Annotated in this window: 21 protein-coding genes and 3 pseudogenes; 15 read left to right on the forward strand and 9 right to left on the reverse strand. The window is 42.4% G+C overall.

The features are described 5' to 3' along the window. Positions 1-61: 61 nt before the first annotated feature. Complete coding sequence (gene pyk / locus ACFE93_RS12075; RefSeq protein ID WP_375473521.1) at positions 62-1,831, reverse strand: pyruvate kinase; 1,770 nt, start codon at positions 1,829-1,831, stop codon at positions 62-64. A gap of 380 nt (positions 1,832-2,211) precedes the next feature. On the opposite strand from pyk, the gene crtR reads away from it, so the two are divergent. After that, on the forward strand, positions 2,212-3,102 hold the full coding sequence (crtR, locus tag ACFE93_RS12080) for a beta-carotene hydroxylase (protein WP_375473522.1): 891 nt from the start codon (positions 2,212-2,214) through the stop codon (positions 3,100-3,102). Here crtR and ACFE93_RS12085 read toward each other — a convergent pair. From ACFE93_RS12085 to aroH, 4 genes and pseudogenes are all read right to left on the reverse strand, one after another. Beyond that, positions 3,077-3,288 (reverse strand): annotated as a pseudogene (locus ACFE93_RS12085) (DUF433 domain-containing protein). The gene crtR and the pseudogene ACFE93_RS12085 overlap by 26 nt on opposite strands. A 131-nt stretch (positions 3,289-3,419) precedes the next feature. Continuing rightward, the gene (locus ACFE93_RS12090) at positions 3,420-3,842 is read right to left on the reverse strand and encodes a type II toxin-antitoxin system VapC family toxin (RefSeq protein ID WP_375473523.1); all 423 of its coding nucleotides are present in this window, start codon (positions 3,840-3,842) and stop codon (positions 3,420-3,422) included. A gap of 103 nt (positions 3,843-3,945) precedes the next feature. Beyond that, positions 3,946-4,515, reverse strand: coding sequence for a hypothetical protein (locus ACFE93_RS12095; protein WP_375473524.1), 570 nt, complete (start codon positions 4,513-4,515; stop codon positions 3,946-3,948). Positions 4,516-4,596: 81 nt separating this feature from the next. Next, positions 4,597-4,893: pseudogene (aroH, locus tag ACFE93_RS12100) on the reverse strand (chorismate mutase); the annotation flags it as partial. Between the two features lie 333 nt (positions 4,894-5,226). Between aroH and ACFE93_RS12105 the strand changes: the two are divergent. The 3 genes from ACFE93_RS12105 to ACFE93_RS12115 all read left to right on the forward strand — a co-directional run bounded on the left by ACFE93_RS12105 (position 5,227) and on the right by ACFE93_RS12115 (position 7,030). Further along, the gene (locus ACFE93_RS12105; RefSeq protein ID WP_375473525.1) at positions 5,227-5,667 is read left to right on the forward strand and encodes a hypothetical protein; all 441 of its coding nucleotides are present in this window, start codon (positions 5,227-5,229) and stop codon (positions 5,665-5,667) included. A gap of 211 nt (positions 5,668-5,878) precedes the next feature. Further along, entirely contained in the window at positions 5,879-6,352 is a 474-nt protein-coding gene (locus ACFE93_RS12110; RefSeq protein WP_375473526.1) for a TspO/MBR family protein, read from the forward strand. Between the two features lie 204 nt (positions 6,353-6,556). Next, positions 6,557-7,030, forward strand: a complete 474-nt coding sequence (locus ACFE93_RS12115) for a TspO/MBR family protein (protein WP_375473527.1) — start codon at positions 6,557-6,559, stop codon at positions 7,028-7,030. Positions 7,031-7,035: 5 nt separating this feature from the next. Here ACFE93_RS12115 and ACFE93_RS12120 read toward each other — a convergent pair whose 3' ends face one another. After that, positions 7,036-7,743, reverse strand: a complete 708-nt coding sequence (locus ACFE93_RS12120; RefSeq protein WP_375473528.1) for a M15 family metallopeptidase — start codon at positions 7,741-7,743, stop codon at positions 7,036-7,038. Between the two features lie 209 nt (positions 7,744-7,952). Between ACFE93_RS12120 and ACFE93_RS12125 the strand changes: the two genes are divergently transcribed. Continuing rightward, a complete protein-coding gene (locus tag ACFE93_RS12125; RefSeq protein WP_375473529.1) occupies positions 7,953-8,201 on the forward strand; it encodes a CU044_2847 family protein in 249 nt (82 codons plus the stop codon). Here the strand turns inward: ACFE93_RS12125 and ACFE93_RS12130 are convergent. Continuing rightward, complete coding sequence (locus tag ACFE93_RS12130; protein WP_375473530.1) at positions 8,198-8,455, reverse strand: DUF4926 domain-containing protein; 258 nt, start codon at positions 8,453-8,455, stop codon at positions 8,198-8,200. The two genes, ACFE93_RS12125 and ACFE93_RS12130, sit on opposite strands and share 4 nt — an antisense overlap. After that, complete coding sequence (locus tag ACFE93_RS12135; RefSeq protein ID WP_375473531.1) at positions 8,442-8,786, reverse strand: DUF6883 domain-containing protein; 345 nt, start codon at positions 8,784-8,786, stop codon at positions 8,442-8,444. Before ACFE93_RS12135 ends, ACFE93_RS12130 begins: the two co-directional genes overlap by 14 nt. A 60-nt stretch (positions 8,787-8,846) precedes the next feature. Here ACFE93_RS12135 and ACFE93_RS12140 point away from each other — a divergent pair, with 60 nt between their 5' ends. The 5 genes from ACFE93_RS12140 (at position 8,847) to ACFE93_RS12160 (ending at position 14,088) form a co-directional block, all read left to right on the forward strand. After that, positions 8,847-10,316, forward strand: a complete 1,470-nt coding sequence (locus ACFE93_RS12140; RefSeq protein ID WP_375473532.1) for an aminotransferase class I/II-fold pyridoxal phosphate-dependent enzyme — start codon at positions 8,847-8,849, stop codon at positions 10,314-10,316. A 219-nt stretch (positions 10,317-10,535) separates the two neighbouring features. After that, the gene (locus ACFE93_RS12145; protein WP_375473533.1) at positions 10,536-11,492 is read left to right on the forward strand and encodes a choice-of-anchor A family protein; all 957 of its coding nucleotides are present in this window, start codon (positions 10,536-10,538) and stop codon (positions 11,490-11,492) included. Positions 11,493-11,627: 135 nt separating this feature from the next. After that, positions 11,628-12,647: an ATP-binding cassette domain-containing protein gene (locus ACFE93_RS12150; protein WP_375473534.1), complete on the forward strand. Its 1,020-nt coding sequence runs from the start codon at positions 11,628-11,630 to the stop codon at positions 12,645-12,647. Positions 12,648-12,761: 114 nt separating this feature from the next. Beyond that, complete coding sequence (locus ACFE93_RS12155) at positions 12,762-13,649, forward strand: ABC transporter permease (protein ID WP_375473535.1); 888 nt, start codon at positions 12,762-12,764, stop codon at positions 13,647-13,649. A gap of 40 nt (positions 13,650-13,689) precedes the next feature. Continuing rightward, positions 13,690-14,088 carry a hypothetical protein gene (locus ACFE93_RS12160; RefSeq protein WP_375473536.1) on the forward strand — a complete coding sequence of 133 codons (399 nt, stop codon included), beginning with the start codon at positions 13,690-13,692 and terminating at the stop codon, positions 14,086-14,088. Between the two features lie 77 nt (positions 14,089-14,165). Here the strand turns inward: ACFE93_RS12160 and ACFE93_RS12165 are convergent, their stop codons facing one another. Next, positions 14,166-14,603, reverse strand: a complete 438-nt coding sequence (locus ACFE93_RS12165) for a peroxiredoxin (protein ID WP_375473537.1) — start codon at positions 14,601-14,603, stop codon at positions 14,166-14,168. 194 nt (positions 14,604-14,797) lie between these two features. Here ACFE93_RS12165 and ACFE93_RS12170 point away from each other — a divergent pair, with 194 nt between their 5' ends. The 5 genes and pseudogenes from ACFE93_RS12170 (at position 14,798) to ACFE93_RS12190 (ending at position 18,098) form a co-directional block, all read left to right on the forward strand. Next, positions 14,798-15,202, forward strand: a complete 405-nt coding sequence (locus ACFE93_RS12170) for an Npun_F0494 family protein (RefSeq protein ID WP_375473538.1) — start codon at positions 14,798-14,800, stop codon at positions 15,200-15,202. Positions 15,203-15,471: 269 nt separating this feature from the next. After that, a complete protein-coding gene (cobQ, locus tag ACFE93_RS12175; RefSeq protein WP_375473539.1) occupies positions 15,472-16,956 on the forward strand; it encodes a cobyric acid synthase CobQ in 1,485 nt (494 codons plus the stop codon). A gap of 93 nt (positions 16,957-17,049) precedes the next feature. Beyond that, complete coding sequence (locus ACFE93_RS12180) at positions 17,050-17,286, forward strand: 2Fe-2S iron-sulfur cluster-binding protein (protein ID WP_289798882.1); 237 nt, start codon at positions 17,050-17,052, stop codon at positions 17,284-17,286. Between the two features lie 56 nt (positions 17,287-17,342). Beyond that, a pseudogene (locus tag ACFE93_RS12185) lies at positions 17,343-17,560 on the forward strand (type II toxin-antitoxin system HicB family antitoxin). A gap of 196 nt (positions 17,561-17,756) precedes the next feature. Next, on the forward strand, positions 17,757-18,098 hold the full coding sequence (locus tag ACFE93_RS12190) for a hypothetical protein (RefSeq protein ID WP_375473540.1): 342 nt from the start codon (positions 17,757-17,759) through the stop codon (positions 18,096-18,098). Positions 18,099-18,267: the final 169 nt, after the last annotated feature.

Here is an 18,267-nt window from a genome sequence, read left to right on the forward strand (position 1 = left end):
GGGTGCAGGGGGCAAAGGGGAAAGCTCTTCTCCCTTGCTCCCTGCTCCCTGCTCTCCACCCTTAAGCCGTTCTCACTGCCCCAGAATAAATCAAACCCCGTTGCAGATCCAGCGTTATAATCGCCCCATCTCGAATCACCTGCGTTGCCTGCTTCACGCCCACAATCACTGGTACACCGAGACGTAAGCCAATCACTGCTGCGTGACTTGTGAGACTTTCTTCTTCAGTAATAATCCCGGCAGATTTCCGAATTGCCTCCACAAAATCGGCACTAGTACGGGGTGCAACCAATATGTCTCCGGGATTAAAGTTACTCACATCCATGCCAGTACTTGCCACCCGTGCGCGACCACTCACTGAACCTTGTCCCAGTCCAATTCCGTGACCTAATACTGCCGTTACTACCTCTACCTTAATCAAATCTGTAGAGCCAGAAATCCCCTGAAGTGTGCCAGCAGTCATCACTACTAAATCTCCTTGGGACAGTAACTGAAGTTCCTGAGCCACGTTAATTGCAGCTTGAAATGTCTGACCAGTGGAAGGTAATCCTAGCACCAAGAGCGGTTTGACTCCCCACACCATCTGTAGCTGCCGCGCCACATTTACATGCGGTGTCACTGCCAAAATCGGTGTGTGAGGACGGAACTTAGAGACATTGCGAGCTGTTGCCCCTGTTTGGGTTAGGGTCATGATTGCCGCTGCGCCTAGTTGTTCGGCAATTTGACCAACAGCTTGACTAATCGCATTGGGAATGGAGCGGCGGGTATCTTTCAAGGAACGTAAGTTTAAGTGTTGGGCTTCTTCCTGCTCCATACGTTCGGCAATTCGCGCCATCGTCGCCACTGCTTCTACAGGGAAGCTACCCACGGCGGTTTCGTTGGAGAGCATCACCGCGTCCGTGCCGTCTAAAATCGCGTTTGCCACATCCGATACTTCAGCGCGAGTGGGACGGGGATTGCTCACCATACTATCTAACATCTGAGTAGCGGTGATGATCGGAATCCCCAAGCGATTTGCTGTCGCAATTAGCCGTTTTTGGAGTACTGGAACATCTTCTGCTGGCAATTCCACCCCTAAGTCGCCTCTGGCAACCATTACGCCATCACACAAAGCCAGAACCGCTTCCATTTGTTCAATGGCTTCATGCTTTTCAATTTTGGCAACCACTGGCACTTGCTTGCCTGTACTGGAAATTAGTTCTTTAATTTCGATCATGTCCTGCGGATTGCGGACAAAGGAAAGTGCCACCCAATCGACACCCTGATCTAGACCAAACATTAGATCCTCTCGGTCTTTGTCGGTCATTGCCTTAATTGACAGGTAAACGCCGGGAAAGTTTACGCCTTTATTGTTAGAAAGTTTACCAGGCACGGTGATGCGACAATGCAAATCACCTTTGTCCCGGTTAATTTCCTCCACCAGCATTTCTACTCGTCCATCATCAAGGAGGATTTTTGCCCCAACTGGGACTTCTTCGGCTAAATAATCGTAGGTGACACAGCTAATTTCTTGTGTACCGATCACCGGACGATTTGTCAAGGTGAAGCGATCGCCTTTTGCCAAAACTATAGACCCGTTGTCAAACTTTCCCAAGCGAATTTTTGGGCCCTGCAAGTCTTGGAGAATAGCCACTGGCTGATTTAGTTCAAAAGCGGTTTGCCGAATTAAGCGAATACTACGCTGATGATCGGCATGAGTTCCGTGGGAGAAGTTTAGCCGCAGCGTCGTGGCTCCCGCTTCAATAATCGCCTTAAGCATTTCAGGACTGCTAGTGGCGGGGCCAATAGTAGCGACAATTTTTGTCCGGCGCAGAGAATCTCTTAATTGCATAGGGGCTGAAGTTAGGGAGCTATCTGGGAAGTCATCGTAACTTAAGTGGCATCTCCTTTTCAGTCACTGCTATATCAATAAAATATAAGCAGTTAGAGAGGGTTTATGGGAGAGTAGGGGCTGTGGGATAGACTAGATATAGTACATCAATCTTGTATCCATCCTCCCAACGAAGGAGTTTATTCCATTAACTTCTTGCCGATTGTCATACCCCACTTATCAGTAAAGACTAGGCTTCGTCTGGAATCATAGCGTTATTCATCTGCTGATATGCAAAGCTGTGGATAAATCTTGCCATACAAAACTTTGCAAAACTTTATTATTCACTAATATTTATCGTATATTCGTAATGTCTGCTTAAGAAGGAGTCAATCTTAAAGATGATCGCATCGGAGGCACAAAAGCCACTGACAATCCCACCCAAGGAATTTTTAGCGCCTCCTGGTGATTTCAATCCGACGCTGCTGTTGTTTTCTGTAGCTGTGGCCATGCTGGTGTTATCCAACTTTGGTTACTGGCTTTGGGAATGGCCGCACTGGCTATGCTTTTGCGTGAACACGATTGCCTTGCATTGTGCTGGAACGGTAATTCATGATGCTTGTCACCAATCTGCCCATCGCAACCGGGTGATGAATGCGATGTTAGGGCATGGCAGTGCGTTGATGCTAGCTTTCGCTTTTCCAGTATTTACGCGGGTGCATTTACAGCATCACGGTCATGTCAATCATCCTAAAGACGACCCAGATCATTATGTCTCTACGGGTGGGCCGCTGTGGCTGATTGCAGTGCGGTTCTTGTACCACGAGGTGTTTTTCTTTCAACGGCGACTGTGGCGTAAATATGAGCTATTAGAATGGTTTATCAGCCGCTTAATTATCGGTGTAATTGTTTATATCTCAGTGCAATACCACTTTTTGGGTTACATTCTCAATTTCTGGTTTATACCGGCTTTTGTGGTGGGGATAGCACTAGGCTTATTTTTTGACTATTTACCCCATCGTCCTTTTGCAGAGCGCGATCGCTGGAAAAATGCTCGCGTTTATCCTAACGCGATTCTCAATATCCTGATTATGGGACAGAATTACCACTTAATTCATCATTTGTGGCCTTCTATTCCTTGGTATAATTACCAGCCTGCGTATTATCTGATGAAGCCCTTGTTAGATGAAAAAGGATGTTATCAAACTTCAGGATTGTTGCAGAAAAAGGACTTTTTTGAGTTTGTTTATGACATTTTTTTAGGGATTAGATTTCATCATCAAAAAGAATAGAATTATTCCATAAAGCGATCGCTTGCTCACGTTTGACACTGGGAAGTGAGCTAAAAACTCATCCAGTGAGTCACCCGCTTCTAGGTAATCGAGCAAGGTTTTTAGCGGTACACGAGTACCAATAAAAACAGGGGTTCCTCCCAATATATCGGGGTCGCTATGAACAACACGTGATGTGGATGTCATATAGTTAGCTTGTCTGCGACAGACTACTTTCAGATCCTAGCTCTCATCGTCTAGGATGTATAACACCCATTTCACTGTAATATCTATTTTTGTAGCAAACTGCGATCGCTATTTTTCTAACGATTTATCCCTCAAGGTACAACTTCAAAAGACTGATTACCACGAAATCGATAGATGTAGAAATCTCGATCAAGAGTAAAAATTCGTCTCTGATTTAAGGTTTCAGCAGTGGCTACCAATGAAGCATCTGCTAAATCCATTGGGATATCTCGATATTGCTCCATCAGCGATCGCATTCTTTCCTGTTCCTCTACATTATTATTGTGGTGCAACAAAAGAATTTGATCGGCAATATAGCCCCATAGTTCCTGCTGTGCAGACCATCCACCATAGCGACCTAACAAATACATGGCTTCTGTAAAACAAGACCAAGTTGTTAGTAAAAAGGCTAGTAGCTGAGGTAATATATGAACACAACGTTGGTGATTGGCATCGCTATGGTTAATTAAAGCAATCAGGGCAGTCCCGATGAAACAAGTTTCACAGCCAAGCATGAAAATGCGATGTAAGACTGATCTATATAGATACTCATCGAAGGAGCATTTTCAAGTCAGTATTGGATTTGATTGATTGAACCTGAAACCTGGTGAAGTGTGGCTAGCCGATTTTCCAGACAAACTTTAAGCGCCTAATCTGTTTCTCTAGCATTGCTGTAAGACTTGGATAGTTAGGAGAACTTGTATCAAAGTCAGCTTCATCAGTAACATAGAGTGTTGCAAGCTCTTGCTGCGTTTCTGGTAGAACAGTCCAGTAATATGTGCCCTCAAATCCAAATAAAGGCAGCACATGAACTATTGGAGTAAAATCTTGTTCCCATTCTTCTCCTAATTTCAGAGCGCTTGCCAGTGAGTAGAATTCTTGCTCGTCATAACCTGACTCTGCTGACGGGAACAGAGAACCATAACCTGTGCCATTGCGCCATTGGTAAAGTTCAATGATTTCTGTCGGCAGTGTGAAGGATTTGCCCTCAAGATAGCTCTGAATTTGTTCGAGAGTTAATCCACGATCTAAATTAACTTTGTGCAGTTCTTTTGAGTTGTACTGCTGCACCCATTCAACGATTTGATTTAGAAGCTCAGTCACTCTAGGCATGATTGACAAGGTTAAAATTTGAGATTTTTTCAGTTTTATGTGTTCTTTATCAACAGCTTGAGTTGCAAAAATCATTGGTCACAACTACTCAACTCAATACTGGCACAACACAATAACTTGAGCGCTAACTAGTTATTAGACTTAGACATAAATAATTTACACTTTTGACTTAACTGTTGGCTGTGATGTTTGTAAAGACTGGGGTAAACTCCAGTCGGGACGCAAGCTAGCGGCGTTGTGTAAATAAATATGATGAACCGAGGCGGAAGGTGGCAGATAAGCGTGGATAAAGAACCGAATACAGCGCTGTAAGCTTCCTTCGACATGCATTTGCTGCACATCCAACATGGCCACATTATCCCAACCAGGACGCCATCTTGCGATCGCATCTGGAAAAATAGCATTCAAATCGCGTGTCACTGAAAAAGTCACCCTAATCATGTCCGTCGGCTGAAATTAATTCTCAACAAAAAGAATAGAGTTGTTGCATAAAGCGATCGCATCAACATATCCTTTGCTAATTCTAGAGTGGCGCTCGCTTGTGCCTTTAAGTTAAATATTTAGTTAGAAGTTCAGAAATCAACGAGTTTTTAGTTGGGATCGAGCCTTAGTGGTTGGTAAAGAATTTTCGGGCAAAGTTTGACAGGTTGTCTTTTGACGCAACTATTCTTTTAAAATTATCGTTTCTAAATACTAGTGGAAAAATAGCATTAAAAATCTTTTAATTCTCCTTTAATTGCTTTTCCCCAGTTAGCTCGGTCTACTTCGCTTACTCTTAGAAACTCTATGTTCTACTTTACCCTAGAAAAGAATTTAGGATGGCTATTATTAATTTCGGTTCTGATTGCCACACCAGTTAATGCCCATACTGAAAAGGTATCACAAGATGTAGGCGGGATGCTGCATATTGAACCCAATGACAATCCTCAAGCTGGTAAAACTACTCATGCTTGGATTGTCCTCACCCGTAAAGGCGGGCAACTAATCCCCTTGACACAATGTAACTGTCAGTTGGCTATCTACCCTCAACCTCACAGTGAAACTGATATCCCATTGCTGAAACCAAGTTTACATAATGTATCAACCAAGCAATATAAAAGCATTCCCGGAGCCGAGATCGTATTTCCCAAAGTAGGAGCTTATGATTTGGAGTTAAGCGGTACTCCAAAATCTGGAGCTAGTTTCAAGCCTTTTATGTTATCTTACACTGTTACTGTCGGCTCATAAAAGCTTTGTAATTGCAGTGCGATCGCCTCCAAAGCGATAGCGATGCCCAATGCCCCATTCCCAATTCCCAATTCCCATAATTTAAAATCCTGCCAAACGATGTGAAGGGTTCAAACTCAGGGATGATGAGTAATTAGCAATTAAATTGACAAAATCACACTATAAAGAGTGATATTAAGCGATAGATAGCGCTTGTAAAGGACTAACGGGCATGATTAAATCTTGGATGGTGATTGGGGGCGTGGCTTTCTTGGTTGCTTTAGCAGCGAACGCGATTACGCCTAGCGATCGCCAATGGTTCAAGCGTTTACAACGACCAAGATGGCTAACTTTTGAGGGTGCAATTCCGATTATTTGGACTGTAATATTTATTTGCGGTGCTTGGTCAGCTTATATTGTCTGGGAAAAAGACCCAGGAAGCACCTCAACCTGGTTAATCATGGGTTTATATCTGCTATTAGAAATTGTTACCATTGCCTATACGCCTGTAATGTTTAAGCTTCGCAGTCTGAAAGTGGGCACAATTCTCGGTGGCACAGGTTTGATCATTAGTGCTTTATTAATACTTGCAGTCTTAGGGTTTTCTGGTTGGGCAGCACTATTACTAGTTCCTTATTTGCTCTGGAGTCCCATTGGTACTTATACCACTTGGCAGATGATCCGTCTCAATCCTCAAGATGCCTAGTACCGCAGGGCGGAAGTCAAAAGTTAAAAGTCAAAAGTCAAAAGTATTATGGAATTGCTTCTCTATTTGGATTTTGTGAATCTATTGGTCACAATTATTTTCAGATTGGTCTAAGAATCGCACCAGAGAATGATTAAACATCTAGTCTAAATTGTCAAACTTGCAGTATATGACTTGACAAAATATACAAAACCTGAGTGCATTATGATTCCATCTTGGATAATAATTGGGGCTGTAACTTTCTTCATCGCCCTTGGTAGTTTCTTGATTACGCCACGTGATGTTAAATGGTTTGCACGATTAAGTCGCCCTCGCTGGCTAGTTTTTGAACCGCTGATTCCGGTTATCTGGACTGTGATTTTTATCAGTGGTGCAGCTTCAGCTACTATTGTCTGGCAAAAAAATCCCGGAAGCCTAATTTCTTGGCTATTAATGGCTTTGTATCTCGTGGTAGAAATTATCACCGTCGCCTACATACCTCTAATGTTGAGATTTCGCAGTCTCAAAATCGGGGAAATTCTGGGGCTAATCGGTTTGATTTTAGCCGTTGTTCTGGCAATCTGCGTTTTACCGATTTCTCTAATGGCGGCGCTGTTACTCCTTCCCTATCTAGTTTGGACTCCTATTGGTACTTACACCACCGACGAGTTAAGAGAGTTAAATCCTCAAGATGCATAACGCATCTATGGAAGACGCCCATAACGTGCGGTGACAGGATTGGCTGGATTAGATTGATTATTCAGCCAAGCCCACATTTGATCGCCGATAGAAAAATGCCACCACTCTCTAGGATTGCGTTGAAAGCCGGTTTTTAACATTACATCTTGCAATAGCTGACGGTGAGCATGATACTTTTGCGTTTGTGAACGATCGCTATTGGCATAATAATCTGGGTGCGAGCGCTCTGACATTTCATCAATTGGCGAACCCATATTCACTATTTGCCCTGTATCATCTACTAGCGTTACATCCACCGCCCCACCCGTACTGTGAGGAGGCGGAGTTTTTTCATCCAAACTAGGTGCAGCCCAAATTGCATAAACCGCTTCCCAAATTTCTTGGCGTTGGTTTGGTGATAACTCCACCTCAGCCAGTCCTCTATCCTGCACTGCTTGGGCGAAGCTGTAATCTACCATAAACTGCTGAACTGCGATCGGTCGATAGGCATCAAAAATTTGGATATGCCAGTTAGGATGCAGGAGATTAAGATAATTTTGCGCTTGGAGTAAATTTTCGATAACGCTTTGACGGAGATAATAAGGGGAGCGATCGCCATAAGGCGCACCTAATTTTTCATAAGGATGGGGAGATTCCACCGCAAATAATTCTAAAGGAATTTTGATTAGCGGTTCACTACACTCAAAAATCGGGATTTGATGATAAGGTCTCATCTAGTCAGCTACACAGGATTTACGCATTTTAACGCAAGCATAGCATTGTGCGTAACGATTCTCTTCTTCCTCTGTGTCCTTTGCGCCTCTGCGTGCAATACCAATTTTTCTTAAATTAATCGTGCTGGAAAAATGTAACAATACCATATACCTTATTCCGATTATTTAGAAAGATACTTGCACGAAAAATTAATAGAAAAAAATGAAGTATGGCAGATAAAACCAAAATTATTTCCTTTCAACTTTCTGACGGCAAAATAATTAAAGTAGAGGTTACGCCTATAGGGGAACAACCCGTTTCTGATGAAACTAGAATTTTTAAACAAGCCACAGAAATTATTAAATCCATTGCTGAAGATGTCGCAGGTACATTAAAAGATATTAGCGAGACAGTCAAACCAGATAAATTTAGTGTCAAACTAGGTTTACAAATTGGAGTTGAGTCAGTAAAAATTTAGGCAATTGCCAAATCATAATGTAAAACTAAAATTTCATCTGAACTCAAAGTCGCCATTGCATATTCACAGCCTTGAGTATCAGCAAACTCGACTAAATAATGATATTCTTCTTGCTCATACACTTCTACAATTGTTCCAACTTGTCCACTGGGTAAGCTTTTAATAGAAGTATAATCTTCTTGCACTAGTTGTAATCTCTCAATGGGAATCGGCTTAAGTGTAGCAATAGTATCCAAAAGTTTAATTTTGTTCATTTAACTTCAAGAATGCAGTAATCAAACGTGGATAGGGGTTATTAGCGGTAGTTTCCCAGATTGTCCGCAGCCTGATTCCGTCTGTATCAGGTACTATCCAATCTACCTTAAACTGTTGACCAAATTGTGTAGTACTTTGCTGAACAACTTCACCTGCAACTGCTGCTGTTTGAATAAGTTCACGCAAAACATCGGCGTTTTCTAGTGTGATTCCTAGAATTGATGCAAAAACTCTGGCTTTATGTTTCCCACTTGGATGTTCTGGGTTTAGACAATAACCTATGAGCTTTTGCACAGAAATCTCTGCTTGCTCGCCGTTGGGTAATTTCATGGTCAATGAATATGCCCTAACAAACTTAGAATTCTATCATTAACGGTTTGTTTTATTTAAATGCTCAATCAAAACCAAACGCCTTTATTAGATGCCTTAAAAGCCAATGCAGCAAGACCTCATGCGCCTTTTTACACCCCAGGACATAAACAAGGTGAGGGAATTTCTCAACCCTTGGCTGATTTACTTGGTACAAAAATCTTTCGCGCTGATTTAACCGAATTAGCAGATTTAGATAATCTCTTTGCACCCCAAAGCGTTATTCAAGAAGCACAACAACTAGCAGCAGCAGCTTTTGGCGCTTCGCAAACATGGTTCCTTGTCAATGGTTCTACCTGTGGTATTGAAGCGGCAATTCTCGCTACCTGTGGCACAGGCGATAAAATCATTCTGCCTCGCAATGTGCATTCTTCGGCGATCGCTGGTTTAATTCTCTCCGGTGCTATACCAATTTTTCTCAATCCTGAATACGATCCAGTTTTAGATATTGCCCATAGTATCACACCTAATGCTGTACAATCTGCACTCCAACAACATCCTGATGCTAAAGCAGTATTGACAGTTTATCCAACATATTACGGCGTTTGTGGAGATTTGAGTGCGATCGCCAACATCACACATCAATATAATATCCCTCTACTCGTAGATGAGGCACACGGCGCACACTTTACCTTTCATCCCGAATTACCCACTCCAGCTTTAGCCGCAGGTGCAGATTTAACTGTACAATCTATCCACAAAGTACTAGGTGCAATGACACAGGCATCGATGTTGCACGTTCAAGGTAACAGGATTGATTGCGATCACATCAGTAAAGCTTTGCAACTCGTACAATCTACCAGTCCTAGTTATTTACTTTTAGCTTCTTTAGATGCAGCGCGTCAGCAAATGGCACTCCACGGAAAAATGTTGATGTCTCGCACTTTACAACTTGCTGATGAAGCTAGAACAAAAATTAGTCAAATTCCTGGATTATCAGTTTTGGAAATGCCTTGGTTGGAAGGATCTGCCGGCTTTGTAGCTTTAGACAAAACGCGACTAACTGTCACTGTTTCTGGTTTAAGTTTAACTGGATTTGAAGCAGATGAGATTCTCGATGAAAAATTAGGTGTTACTGCTGAATTCGCCTCACTACAACATCTCACTTTTATTATTAGTTTGGGCAACACCCTAGCCGATATTGAACAATTAGTGCAAGGTTTCACCACCCTCGCCAAAGAATATCGCCGAAGCAACTTGACTCTTAAAAACCAGGTTTGGCAAAATTTAGACAAAACACTAGATTATGCTTTACAACTTTCTCCCCGTGAAGCTTTTTTTGCTGTCAGTGAAATACTACCTTTGACACAAACCAATAAACGCATCTGTGCTGAAATCGTCTGTCCCTATCCCCCAGGAATTCCTGTTTTAATGCCGGGAGAAGTCATCACCAAATCTGTCCTTGAATACCTACAACAAATCCAGGTGCTAGGGGGATTTATTAGCGGTTGCAATGATATTAGCCTCAAAACTTTGAAGGTTGTGAAATAACGTTATAACTACTAAGTTCTTTTTCATAAAATTTTAATTGATGAAGTCAATAGTAAATGTGCGGTTTTTCGGATGATTTTGGGAAAAACATACAGTAGTTATACCAGTGTGAAACTTCAATAAAAATAGCGAGTAGACTAGTGCAATCTTTAATTTATACCCATAGGATAATGTTGATGATTGATAAACTAGAAGATGAAATCAAAAACATATTATAGGGTGCTAGTAACAGCTCCGATTGTAGTCACTCTAGCGCTGGGTTTCTCAGCAAGAGCGAATGCAGTTGAGTTAGGCGCTGCCTCTGATTACAATGTATTTGTTTTGGGAGATATCTCTCAAAAATATACAGATATCGAAGGCAAAGTTGCTGCTGGCGGTAACATAAATTTCGTCGGCGGACTTGGAAGCAGACTTTCTGATAATAGCGGTAACGTAGTCGTCGCTGGACAGAATTTAACTCTGAGCAACGGTCAAGTCTACCACGGTAATGCTGTCTATGGAGGCAGTGCCAATGTATCTAGCAATGTGGGATTTCCCCAAGGAACTCTTAGCAAGAGCACTCCCATCGACTTCAATGAAGCAGGGAAAGAACTGCGAGGGCTATCTGAATATTTGGCAACCTTAACTCCTACTGGTAACACAACAGTTCAACCTTGGGGTGCTATTAACCTTAGTGGCAGTGGTACTGCTTTCAATGTTTTTAATCTTGCAGGCTCATCTGTCTCCAAGACAAACTATTTTGAAATTAAGGGGGATGCAAATTCAACTATCGTTGTCAATATCAGCGGTAAGGATGTCTCGCTGCAAAACTTTGGGTTTAATATCATTGGCGCAGATAAACAAAAGGTAATTTACAACTTTTATGAAGCAACAAACCTAACTGCTAGTGGAATTGGTATCCAAGGTAGTATTCTTGCACCTTTGGCTAATTTCAATTTCAATAACGGTCAAGTTAACGGCAATGTAGTAGTAGCTTCTTTGACGGGAAATGGCGAATCTCACAACTATCTATTTAATGGCGATCTGCCAAATGTCCCAACTAAGTACTACACTCCGCCTCAGCCTCCGACTCATACTCAGGTTCCAGAGCCTGCAAATCTTCCAGGTTTAGGATTAATTGCTGTAGTATTTGGTTTGTTTCGCTACAAACGCAATCAACCAACTTGTTTAGAATAATTAAAAATTTTTGGCAGCATAGCGCATGACGCGAACTTATTTACAGATTTTCGCTCATGCGCTATTTCCTTGCTTTATACCTTCTACAATAAGGATAGACTTTATTGAGATTTGTATAGTTGGGGATCGGCTGTCATGGCTCCCGCCGTTTTCATTCAAAATTTGCAAAAGCGCTACGGCACAGTGGTTGCCGTCCAAGATGTTTCCTTTCAGGTAGAACCAGGAGAAATTTTTGGTTTACTTGGCCCTAACGGTGCTGGTAAAACTACAACCTTGCGTGCTTTGTGTACGCTGACCACACCGGATGCTGGCAAAATCGAAGTATCTGGCATCTCTGTGTTAGATAATCCGAAAGTGGCAAGACAACGACTAGGCTACGTAGCTCAGGAAGTCGCTATAGATAAGGTGTTGACTGGAAAAGAACTGCTGCAATTGCAAGCAGCACTTTATCACCTCCCAGGCGCAGTAGCCAAACAGCGTATTGAAACGGTATTAGATTTACTCGGTTTGCAAGAATACGCCAACAAAAAGACAGGAACTTACTCAGGCGGTTTACGCAAGCGCCTAGACTTGGCTGCTGGATTGCTCCATGCACCGGATGTTTTGGTGTTGGATGAGCCAACTGTAGGACTTGACATAGAAACCCGTTTTGTGGTGTGGGATTTCCTCAGAAAATTACGCGCCTCTGGGACGACGGTAGTAATTACCAGCCATTACTTAGAAGAAATTGACGCTTTAGCCGATCGCGTGGCAATTATAGATCGCGGCGTTGTAATTGCAAGTGGTACACCTTCACAATTAAAAGATCAAGTAGGGGGCGATCGCATCACCTTGCGAATCCGCGAGTTTTCCCCGATTGAGGAAGCTGAAAAAGCCAAAAACCTCCTGAAACCTTTGCCCTTTGTCCAAGAAGTCATCATCAACAGCGCTCAAGGTAATTCGCTCAACCTGGTAGTGACACCTGAGAATGATGTTCTGATTAACATACAGCAAGCGCTGAATACTGCTGGCTTGCCCATATTTGGCATCGCCCAATCTCGCCCTAGCCTCGATGACGTTTATCTCGCTGCCACAGGACGCACCTTATTGGATGCAGAACTGGCAGCCGTCGCCACCCGCGATCCCAAAGCTGAGAAAAAGCAGAATATGAGATAAGGGGCATAGCGAATGGGGCATGGGGCATGGAAATAATTACAATGCCCAATGCCCAATGCCCAATTCCCAATTCCCAATTCCCAATGCCCAATGCCCAATTAATCCAAAATTGCTATGAGTGTTACTCCTAAATCTGATATCAATTGGCAGCCGCTAGCATCACCACAAGCAGATGCTAATGCTGCACCTAACTTTTTCGGCGAATTGGTACAAGAGACGTTGGCTTTAACTCGTCGCTTGTTCATTCAGTTGCAACGCCGTCCCTCATCTTTAGTTGCTGGAATTATTCAGCCAGTAATGTGGTTAGTCCTATTTGGTGCTTTGTTCCAAAATGCTCCCAAAGGTATATTTGGCAATACAACAAATTACGGTCAATTTTTGGCGGCTGGCATCATTGTATTTACAGCTTTTGCTGGGGCGCTGAATGCTGGTTTACCGGTAATGTTTGACCGCGAGTTCGGCTTTTTAAATCGTTTGCTGGTAGCACCGTTAGCATCGCGGTTTTCCATTGTTTTTGCTTCGGCAATTTTCATCATTAGCCAAAGTTTGTTGCAAGCAGCCGTAATCGTTGCAGCAGCAGCATTTTTGGGCGCTGGACTACCAAATATAGCGGGTTTAAGTGCGATCGCTCTAATTGTCTTACTGTTAGCTTTGGGTGTAACAGCCATTTCTCTCGGTTTAGCTTTCGCTCTACCCGGACATATTGAATTGATTGCAGTGATTTTCGTCACTAATCTACCATTATTGTTTGCTAGCACTGCTTTAGCACCTCTATCCTTCATGCCTCAGTGGTTACAGGTTGTGGCTACCCTAAATCCTCTCAGCTATGCGATCGAACCAATCCGCTATCTCTATTTCCACAGTAGCTGGGAATTAGGTAGTGTAGTGATGCAGGCTCCTTGGGGCAATGTTACCTTTGGGGGAGCGTTGCTGGTGTTGTTTGGCTTTGCCCTAGTCGCCTTAGTGAGTATTCAACCCCAACTGCGGCGGACTCTGGCTTAAAGAGATAAAATAGATAAATTTTAGGTAGGGTCAAAACCCCATGAAAAAACCATTTTTACAAATTACTAGACTCTTTGCAGCTACGGCAGCAGGAATTAGCTTTGCTTCCTTGCTCATGGCTCAACCCAGTTCCGCTCAAATCAGCAGTCCAACGGATGCTTTCCCCAGTAATAGTACAACAGACCAAAATACCGATCCTTTCTCCCGTTCCAACTCAGACAATTTCAATATGTTTGATCTGATTCATCGGGCAAATTTCGGGACTCTCAACTGGGATTCTAACCAACAGAACCAAGAACTAGACTCAGCAGCAGCAGCCTTTAAAGCAAGGCAACAAAGACTAATTCAAGGTCAACAACAGCAACCAACCCCCAATTTGCCAACGATTACACTACCATCAGTTACATCGCCATCGGTGACACCACCATCAGGTAACTGAATTCAAATAAAGAACCCCAAGCCTTTAAGACTTGGGGTTGAGACTATTGAAAAAATCTTGAATTATCAGCTAAAAAACTACAGTCCAAGTGTAGCTAAAATATCGCTAGCATGGTTGCTGGTATTTACATTAGCGTCAACATGGGTAATTTTGCCGCTGGGGTCAATTACGTAGGTGACGCGCTTGGCATAACCGCCGCCATCCACATCAAAAGCTTTGATAAGGGATTTATCGCTGTCAGCCAGTAGGGGAAAATTCAAATTATATTTTTGGGTGAATGCTTGATGGGAAACTTCATCATCTGCACTCACTCCCAAGATTGCAATATCTTTACCTTGATATTGAGACTGGGCATCCCGGAAACTACAGGCTTGTTTGGTGCAGCCTGGCGTGTCATCTTTGGGGTAAAAATACAAAACAACCGTCTTTCCGGCAAAATCAGATAAGGAGACTGTGTTGCCGTTTGTATCTTTGGCGGTAAATGCAGGTGCATCCGTACCAACTGCTAGAGGCATAATAAACTTTTCCTGTTTCAGATTGTTGATGCACTTGAAATTTTACATTAATTTATAATGATTAAATAGAATTACTAAAAAATAGCCTAAATATACTTTAGGTAACTAATTTTGGTTTAATGGGGTATTTGGCACAAGAAAAAATATATTCTGAAATTAATCTTTGTTAGAAGAAAAATTTCTCCCAATACACAATGGCTGCTGTTGATTCCCAAAACCCAAATATTTTTGTCTATCCTCAAAGCACAGTAGAAAGAGCCGAGCGATCGCTAGTGTGTTCACCCTTCAATTTATCTTTATTTGAAGTGATGGGACACCAGAGTGTATCAATAACTGCGATCGCCCTAGAAAATGGACTCAAGCAGGGCTATACTAAACGCCCTTTATCAGAATTAGCCTGTGATAACGCTTTGGGCTGGTTGATTGAAGTAGGTGTATTGCGCCGAGAAGTCGATGGGCAGGGGATTACAGATAGTTTTCGTCTCACTCCCTTGGGACGCCAGTTAGTAGAACAGTACCAGGGAAAAAATTGGCGTACTCCTTCATGGCGCGATCGTTTCTCTGATGCTGTGATTCGTTGGTTGCGGATACCTTTTTAGAATAAAAAATCCAAGAGTTAGGATTAGGGAATCAAAGGGAACAATATATACGGAAACATCACATCTATTTATGAAGTCTTTACCATAACCATCTAACTGCAATTTGTGATGGTTATAGTGGGCATTGGGCATTGGGCATTGGACACAAAAGCTAGAGGTGTAAAGGGGCAGAGAGGAAAACTTACTGCTTTCTCCTCTGCTCCCCTGCTCCCCTGTTGTTCGCTCCTAAAAATTAACTCTGTATCTTGAAAAACTAAGTGATAGCAACTATGAAATCAATTATGGTAGTGGGGACAACATCCCATGCAGGGAAATCACTTTTAACTACAGCTATTTGTCGCATTCTGTCGCGGCGTGGTTGGCGAGTGGCTCCCTTTAAAGGTCAAAATATGGCTTTAAATGCTTATGTCACTGCCAGTGGTGGAGAAATTGGCTATGCCCAAGCAGTGCAAGCTTGGGCGGCGGGAGTCGTACCTTGGGTAGAAATGAACCCAATTTTACTCAAACCCCAAGGGGATATGACTTCACAAGTAATTATCAAAGGTAGGTCTGTAGGTAAAGTGAGTGCCTCAGATTACTACGAGCAATATTTTGAATTGGGGTGGCGGACAATTGAAGAATCGCTACAGCATTTAGGAACAGAATTTGACATGCTGGTTTGTGAAGGTGCTGGTAGTCCAGCAGAGATTAACCTCAAGCACCGCGACTTAACTAATATGCGGGTGGCAAAATATTTGAATGCACCAACTATGTTAGTAGTTGACATTGACCGAGGTGGTGCTTTTGCCCATGTCGTTGGCACATTAGAATTATTGGAACCAGATGAACGCGCCTTAATTAAGGGTGTAGTAATTAATAAGTTCCGAGGACAGCGATCGCTCTTAGATCCGGGGATAAAATGGTTAGAAGAACGCACAGGTATCCCCGTTATCGGTGTTATACCCTACTTACAAGAAATGTTTCCAGCAGAAGACTCCCTTGACCTGCTAGAACGTCAATCATCGTCGAATAAAGCTCATACTGACCTCAACATTGCCGTCATCCGCTTACCAAGAATTGCCAATTTCACCGACTTTGACCCACTGGAATCAGAAAGTACAGTTTCAGTGAAATACCTCAGTCCTAAGCAAGATTTGGGACATCCTGATGCCGTGATTATCCCAGGTACAAAGACCACAATTGCTGACTTGCTACTGCTGCAAAAAAGTGGTATGGCAGAAGCTATTCAAAACTACGCTGCTTCTGGGGGAACAGTTTTAGGTATCTGCGGTGGCTATCAAATGCTCGGTCAAATCATCGCCGATCCAGAAGGAATAGAGGGACAAGCTGGCAGATTTCAAGGGTTAAATCTTTTACCAATCAGAACTGTAATTACAGGACAAAAAATCGCCCGTCAGCGCCAAGTTAGCTCAAATTATCCCCAACAAGGCTTGCCAGTTAATGGCTTTGAAATCCACCAAGGGCGATCGCGCATCGAACAGCAAGGCATAGATCCTCAATCGTATCATGCCCTGTTTGACGATATTAATTTAGGGTTAGTAGATAGTTGTCAATCGGTGTGGGGAAGTTACCTCCACGGGCTTTTTGACAATGGGCCTTGGCGACGCGCTTGGTTAAATCGCCTCCGTCAACAGCGGGGTTTAAAATCTTTGCCCACCGGTGTTGCTAACTACCGAGAACAGCGAGAGCAGATTTTGGACTCTCTAGCCATTGAAGTTGAAAGCCATTTAGACTTAAGTGCGTTTTTGTCTTAAACTAAAATGCGTTGAAATATCATTAGTCATTGGTCATTTGCAAAGGACAAAGGACAACTGACAAATGACAACTCTATTAAATGCGTAACATTGATGATTGTTCGTGTCCGTTTTTTACCAGATGATGTCACAGTAGATGCCGAAGTGGGAGAAGCCCTTTTAGATGTAGCAGACCGGGCTGGGGTATTTATTCCCACCGGTTGTCTCATGGGATCTTGTCACGCTTGCACCGTCGAATTAGAGGATGGAGAGATCGTCCGCGCTTGTATTACCGGAGTACCACCACGCGAGGAATTGACAATTAATTTGTTTAGCGACCCAACTTGGTAGTTTGTAACCCTCTAAGTTCAAAATATCAGATCAGGAAGTAGAGGAGAAGAAACAAGATGAGTAAGCTTAAATACCAAATGCTTATTCAATGGTCTGAAGAAGATAATTGTTTTTGGTAGTATTTCCTGATTTTCCAGAACAACGCTGGCGGACTTATGGCAATACTTATGAGTTGGCTGTAGCAAATGGAATTGAAGCTTTAGAGTCTCTAATTATTGCTTACGAAGCTGTCGGTAATCCACTTCCAGAACCAACAGTAATTAGAGTGCATTAACGCAATTTACTAGGTGGGAACTAATGCTGCACTTAACGCACCTTAGTAGCTAGTGACTAATGCTGTACAATTTGCGCGCTGGGAGTTTATTTTGATTTCAATAGGATTTTTACGTGTTATTACTGGTTTTTTGAATTTAGAGAATTTTTATAGTTAAGGACTAGAAATTTTGTTGTAATAGCAAGTAATACTTAATATGTCAAATCCAAGAGTTGCAAACATTATAAGACGTAGAATTGCAAGAACTAAATTATCAAGAAATATACAGCAATACCAAGACTTTGTAAATAATGGCTACAACTACATCCTTAATCCAGAAAGTGGGGAATTACATCTCGTTGGTCTAAATAATTTTCGTGGTTCTCATGGGCTTGCATCGGCAAATTTAGAAGAGTTCTGGGGTATTTATAATTTAGATGATGATATCCCGATTCACTTTTTTCCAGACGGTACAGAAATCTCGCTTTACTGGTATGACACTGACGAGTTGATTGGAAATTATACACTCAAAAAGTGTAAATACTGTTTTCCAGTGTAGTGTTAACTATCAAAACTATTCAGAATTAGAGTTTACATTTACTGAGCAAAGCTACAACCAACCTATAACCCCTACCCGATCGCATCTCCTTCAAACCTTAAAAATCCATATTTTCCCTACTCAGACAGCAAGAAACTTTTACACCTTGTTTCTTACTGCCTGTTTTTAC

The sequence above is a fragment of the uncultured Nostoc sp. genome, assembly GCF_964247315.1.
Lineage (GTDB): Bacteria > Cyanobacteriota > Cyanobacteriia > Cyanobacteriales > Nostocaceae > Nostoc.

Excerpts from the sequence above, each read along its gene's own strand:
- pyk (WP_375473521.1), bottom strand. The coding sequence starts at position 1,831 with ATGCAATTAAGAGATTCTCTGCGCCGGACAAAAATTGTCGCTACTATT.
- crtR (WP_375473522.1), top strand. The coding sequence starts at position 2,212 with ATGATCGCATCGGAGGCACAAAAGCCACTGACAATCCCACCCAAGGAA.
- ACFE93_RS12090 (WP_375473523.1), bottom strand. The coding sequence starts at position 3,842 with ATGCTTGGCTGTGAAACTTGTTTCATCGGGACTGCCCTGATTGCTTTA.
- ACFE93_RS12095 (WP_375473524.1), bottom strand. The coding sequence starts at position 4,515 with ATGATTTTTGCAACTCAAGCTGTTGATAAAGAACACATAAAACTGAAA.
- ACFE93_RS12105 (WP_375473525.1), top strand. The coding sequence starts at position 5,227 with ATGTTCTACTTTACCCTAGAAAAGAATTTAGGATGGCTATTATTAATT.
- ACFE93_RS12110 (WP_375473526.1), top strand. The coding sequence starts at position 5,879 with ATGATTAAATCTTGGATGGTGATTGGGGGCGTGGCTTTCTTGGTTGCT.
- ACFE93_RS12115 (WP_375473527.1), top strand. The coding sequence starts at position 6,557 with ATGATTCCATCTTGGATAATAATTGGGGCTGTAACTTTCTTCATCGCC.
- ACFE93_RS12120 (WP_375473528.1), bottom strand. The coding sequence starts at position 7,743 with ATGAGACCTTATCATCAAATCCCGATTTTTGAGTGTAGTGAACCGCTA.
- ACFE93_RS12125 (WP_375473529.1), top strand. The coding sequence starts at position 7,953 with ATGGCAGATAAAACCAAAATTATTTCCTTTCAACTTTCTGACGGCAAA.
- ACFE93_RS12130 (WP_375473530.1), bottom strand. The coding sequence starts at position 8,455 with ATGAACAAAATTAAACTTTTGGATACTATTGCTACACTTAAGCCGATT.
- ACFE93_RS12135 (WP_375473531.1), bottom strand. The coding sequence starts at position 8,786 with ATGAAATTACCCAACGGCGAGCAAGCAGAGATTTCTGTGCAAAAGCTC.
- ACFE93_RS12140 (WP_375473532.1), top strand. The coding sequence starts at position 8,847 with ATGCTCAATCAAAACCAAACGCCTTTATTAGATGCCTTAAAAGCCAAT.
- ACFE93_RS12150 (WP_375473534.1), top strand. The coding sequence starts at position 11,628 with ATGGCTCCCGCCGTTTTCATTCAAAATTTGCAAAAGCGCTACGGCACA.
- ACFE93_RS12155 (WP_375473535.1), top strand. The coding sequence starts at position 12,762 with ATGAGTGTTACTCCTAAATCTGATATCAATTGGCAGCCGCTAGCATCA.
- ACFE93_RS12160 (WP_375473536.1), top strand. The coding sequence starts at position 13,690 with ATGAAAAAACCATTTTTACAAATTACTAGACTCTTTGCAGCTACGGCA.
- ACFE93_RS12165 (WP_375473537.1), bottom strand. The coding sequence starts at position 14,603 with ATGCCTCTAGCAGTTGGTACGGATGCACCTGCATTTACCGCCAAAGAT.
- ACFE93_RS12170 (WP_375473538.1), top strand. The coding sequence starts at position 14,798 with ATGGCTGCTGTTGATTCCCAAAACCCAAATATTTTTGTCTATCCTCAA.
- cobQ (WP_375473539.1), top strand. The coding sequence starts at position 15,472 with ATGAAATCAATTATGGTAGTGGGGACAACATCCCATGCAGGGAAATCA.
- ACFE93_RS12180 (WP_289798882.1), top strand. The coding sequence starts at position 17,050 with ATGATTGTTCGTGTCCGTTTTTTACCAGATGATGTCACAGTAGATGCC.
- ACFE93_RS12190 (WP_375473540.1), top strand. The coding sequence starts at position 17,757 with ATGTCAAATCCAAGAGTTGCAAACATTATAAGACGTAGAATTGCAAGA.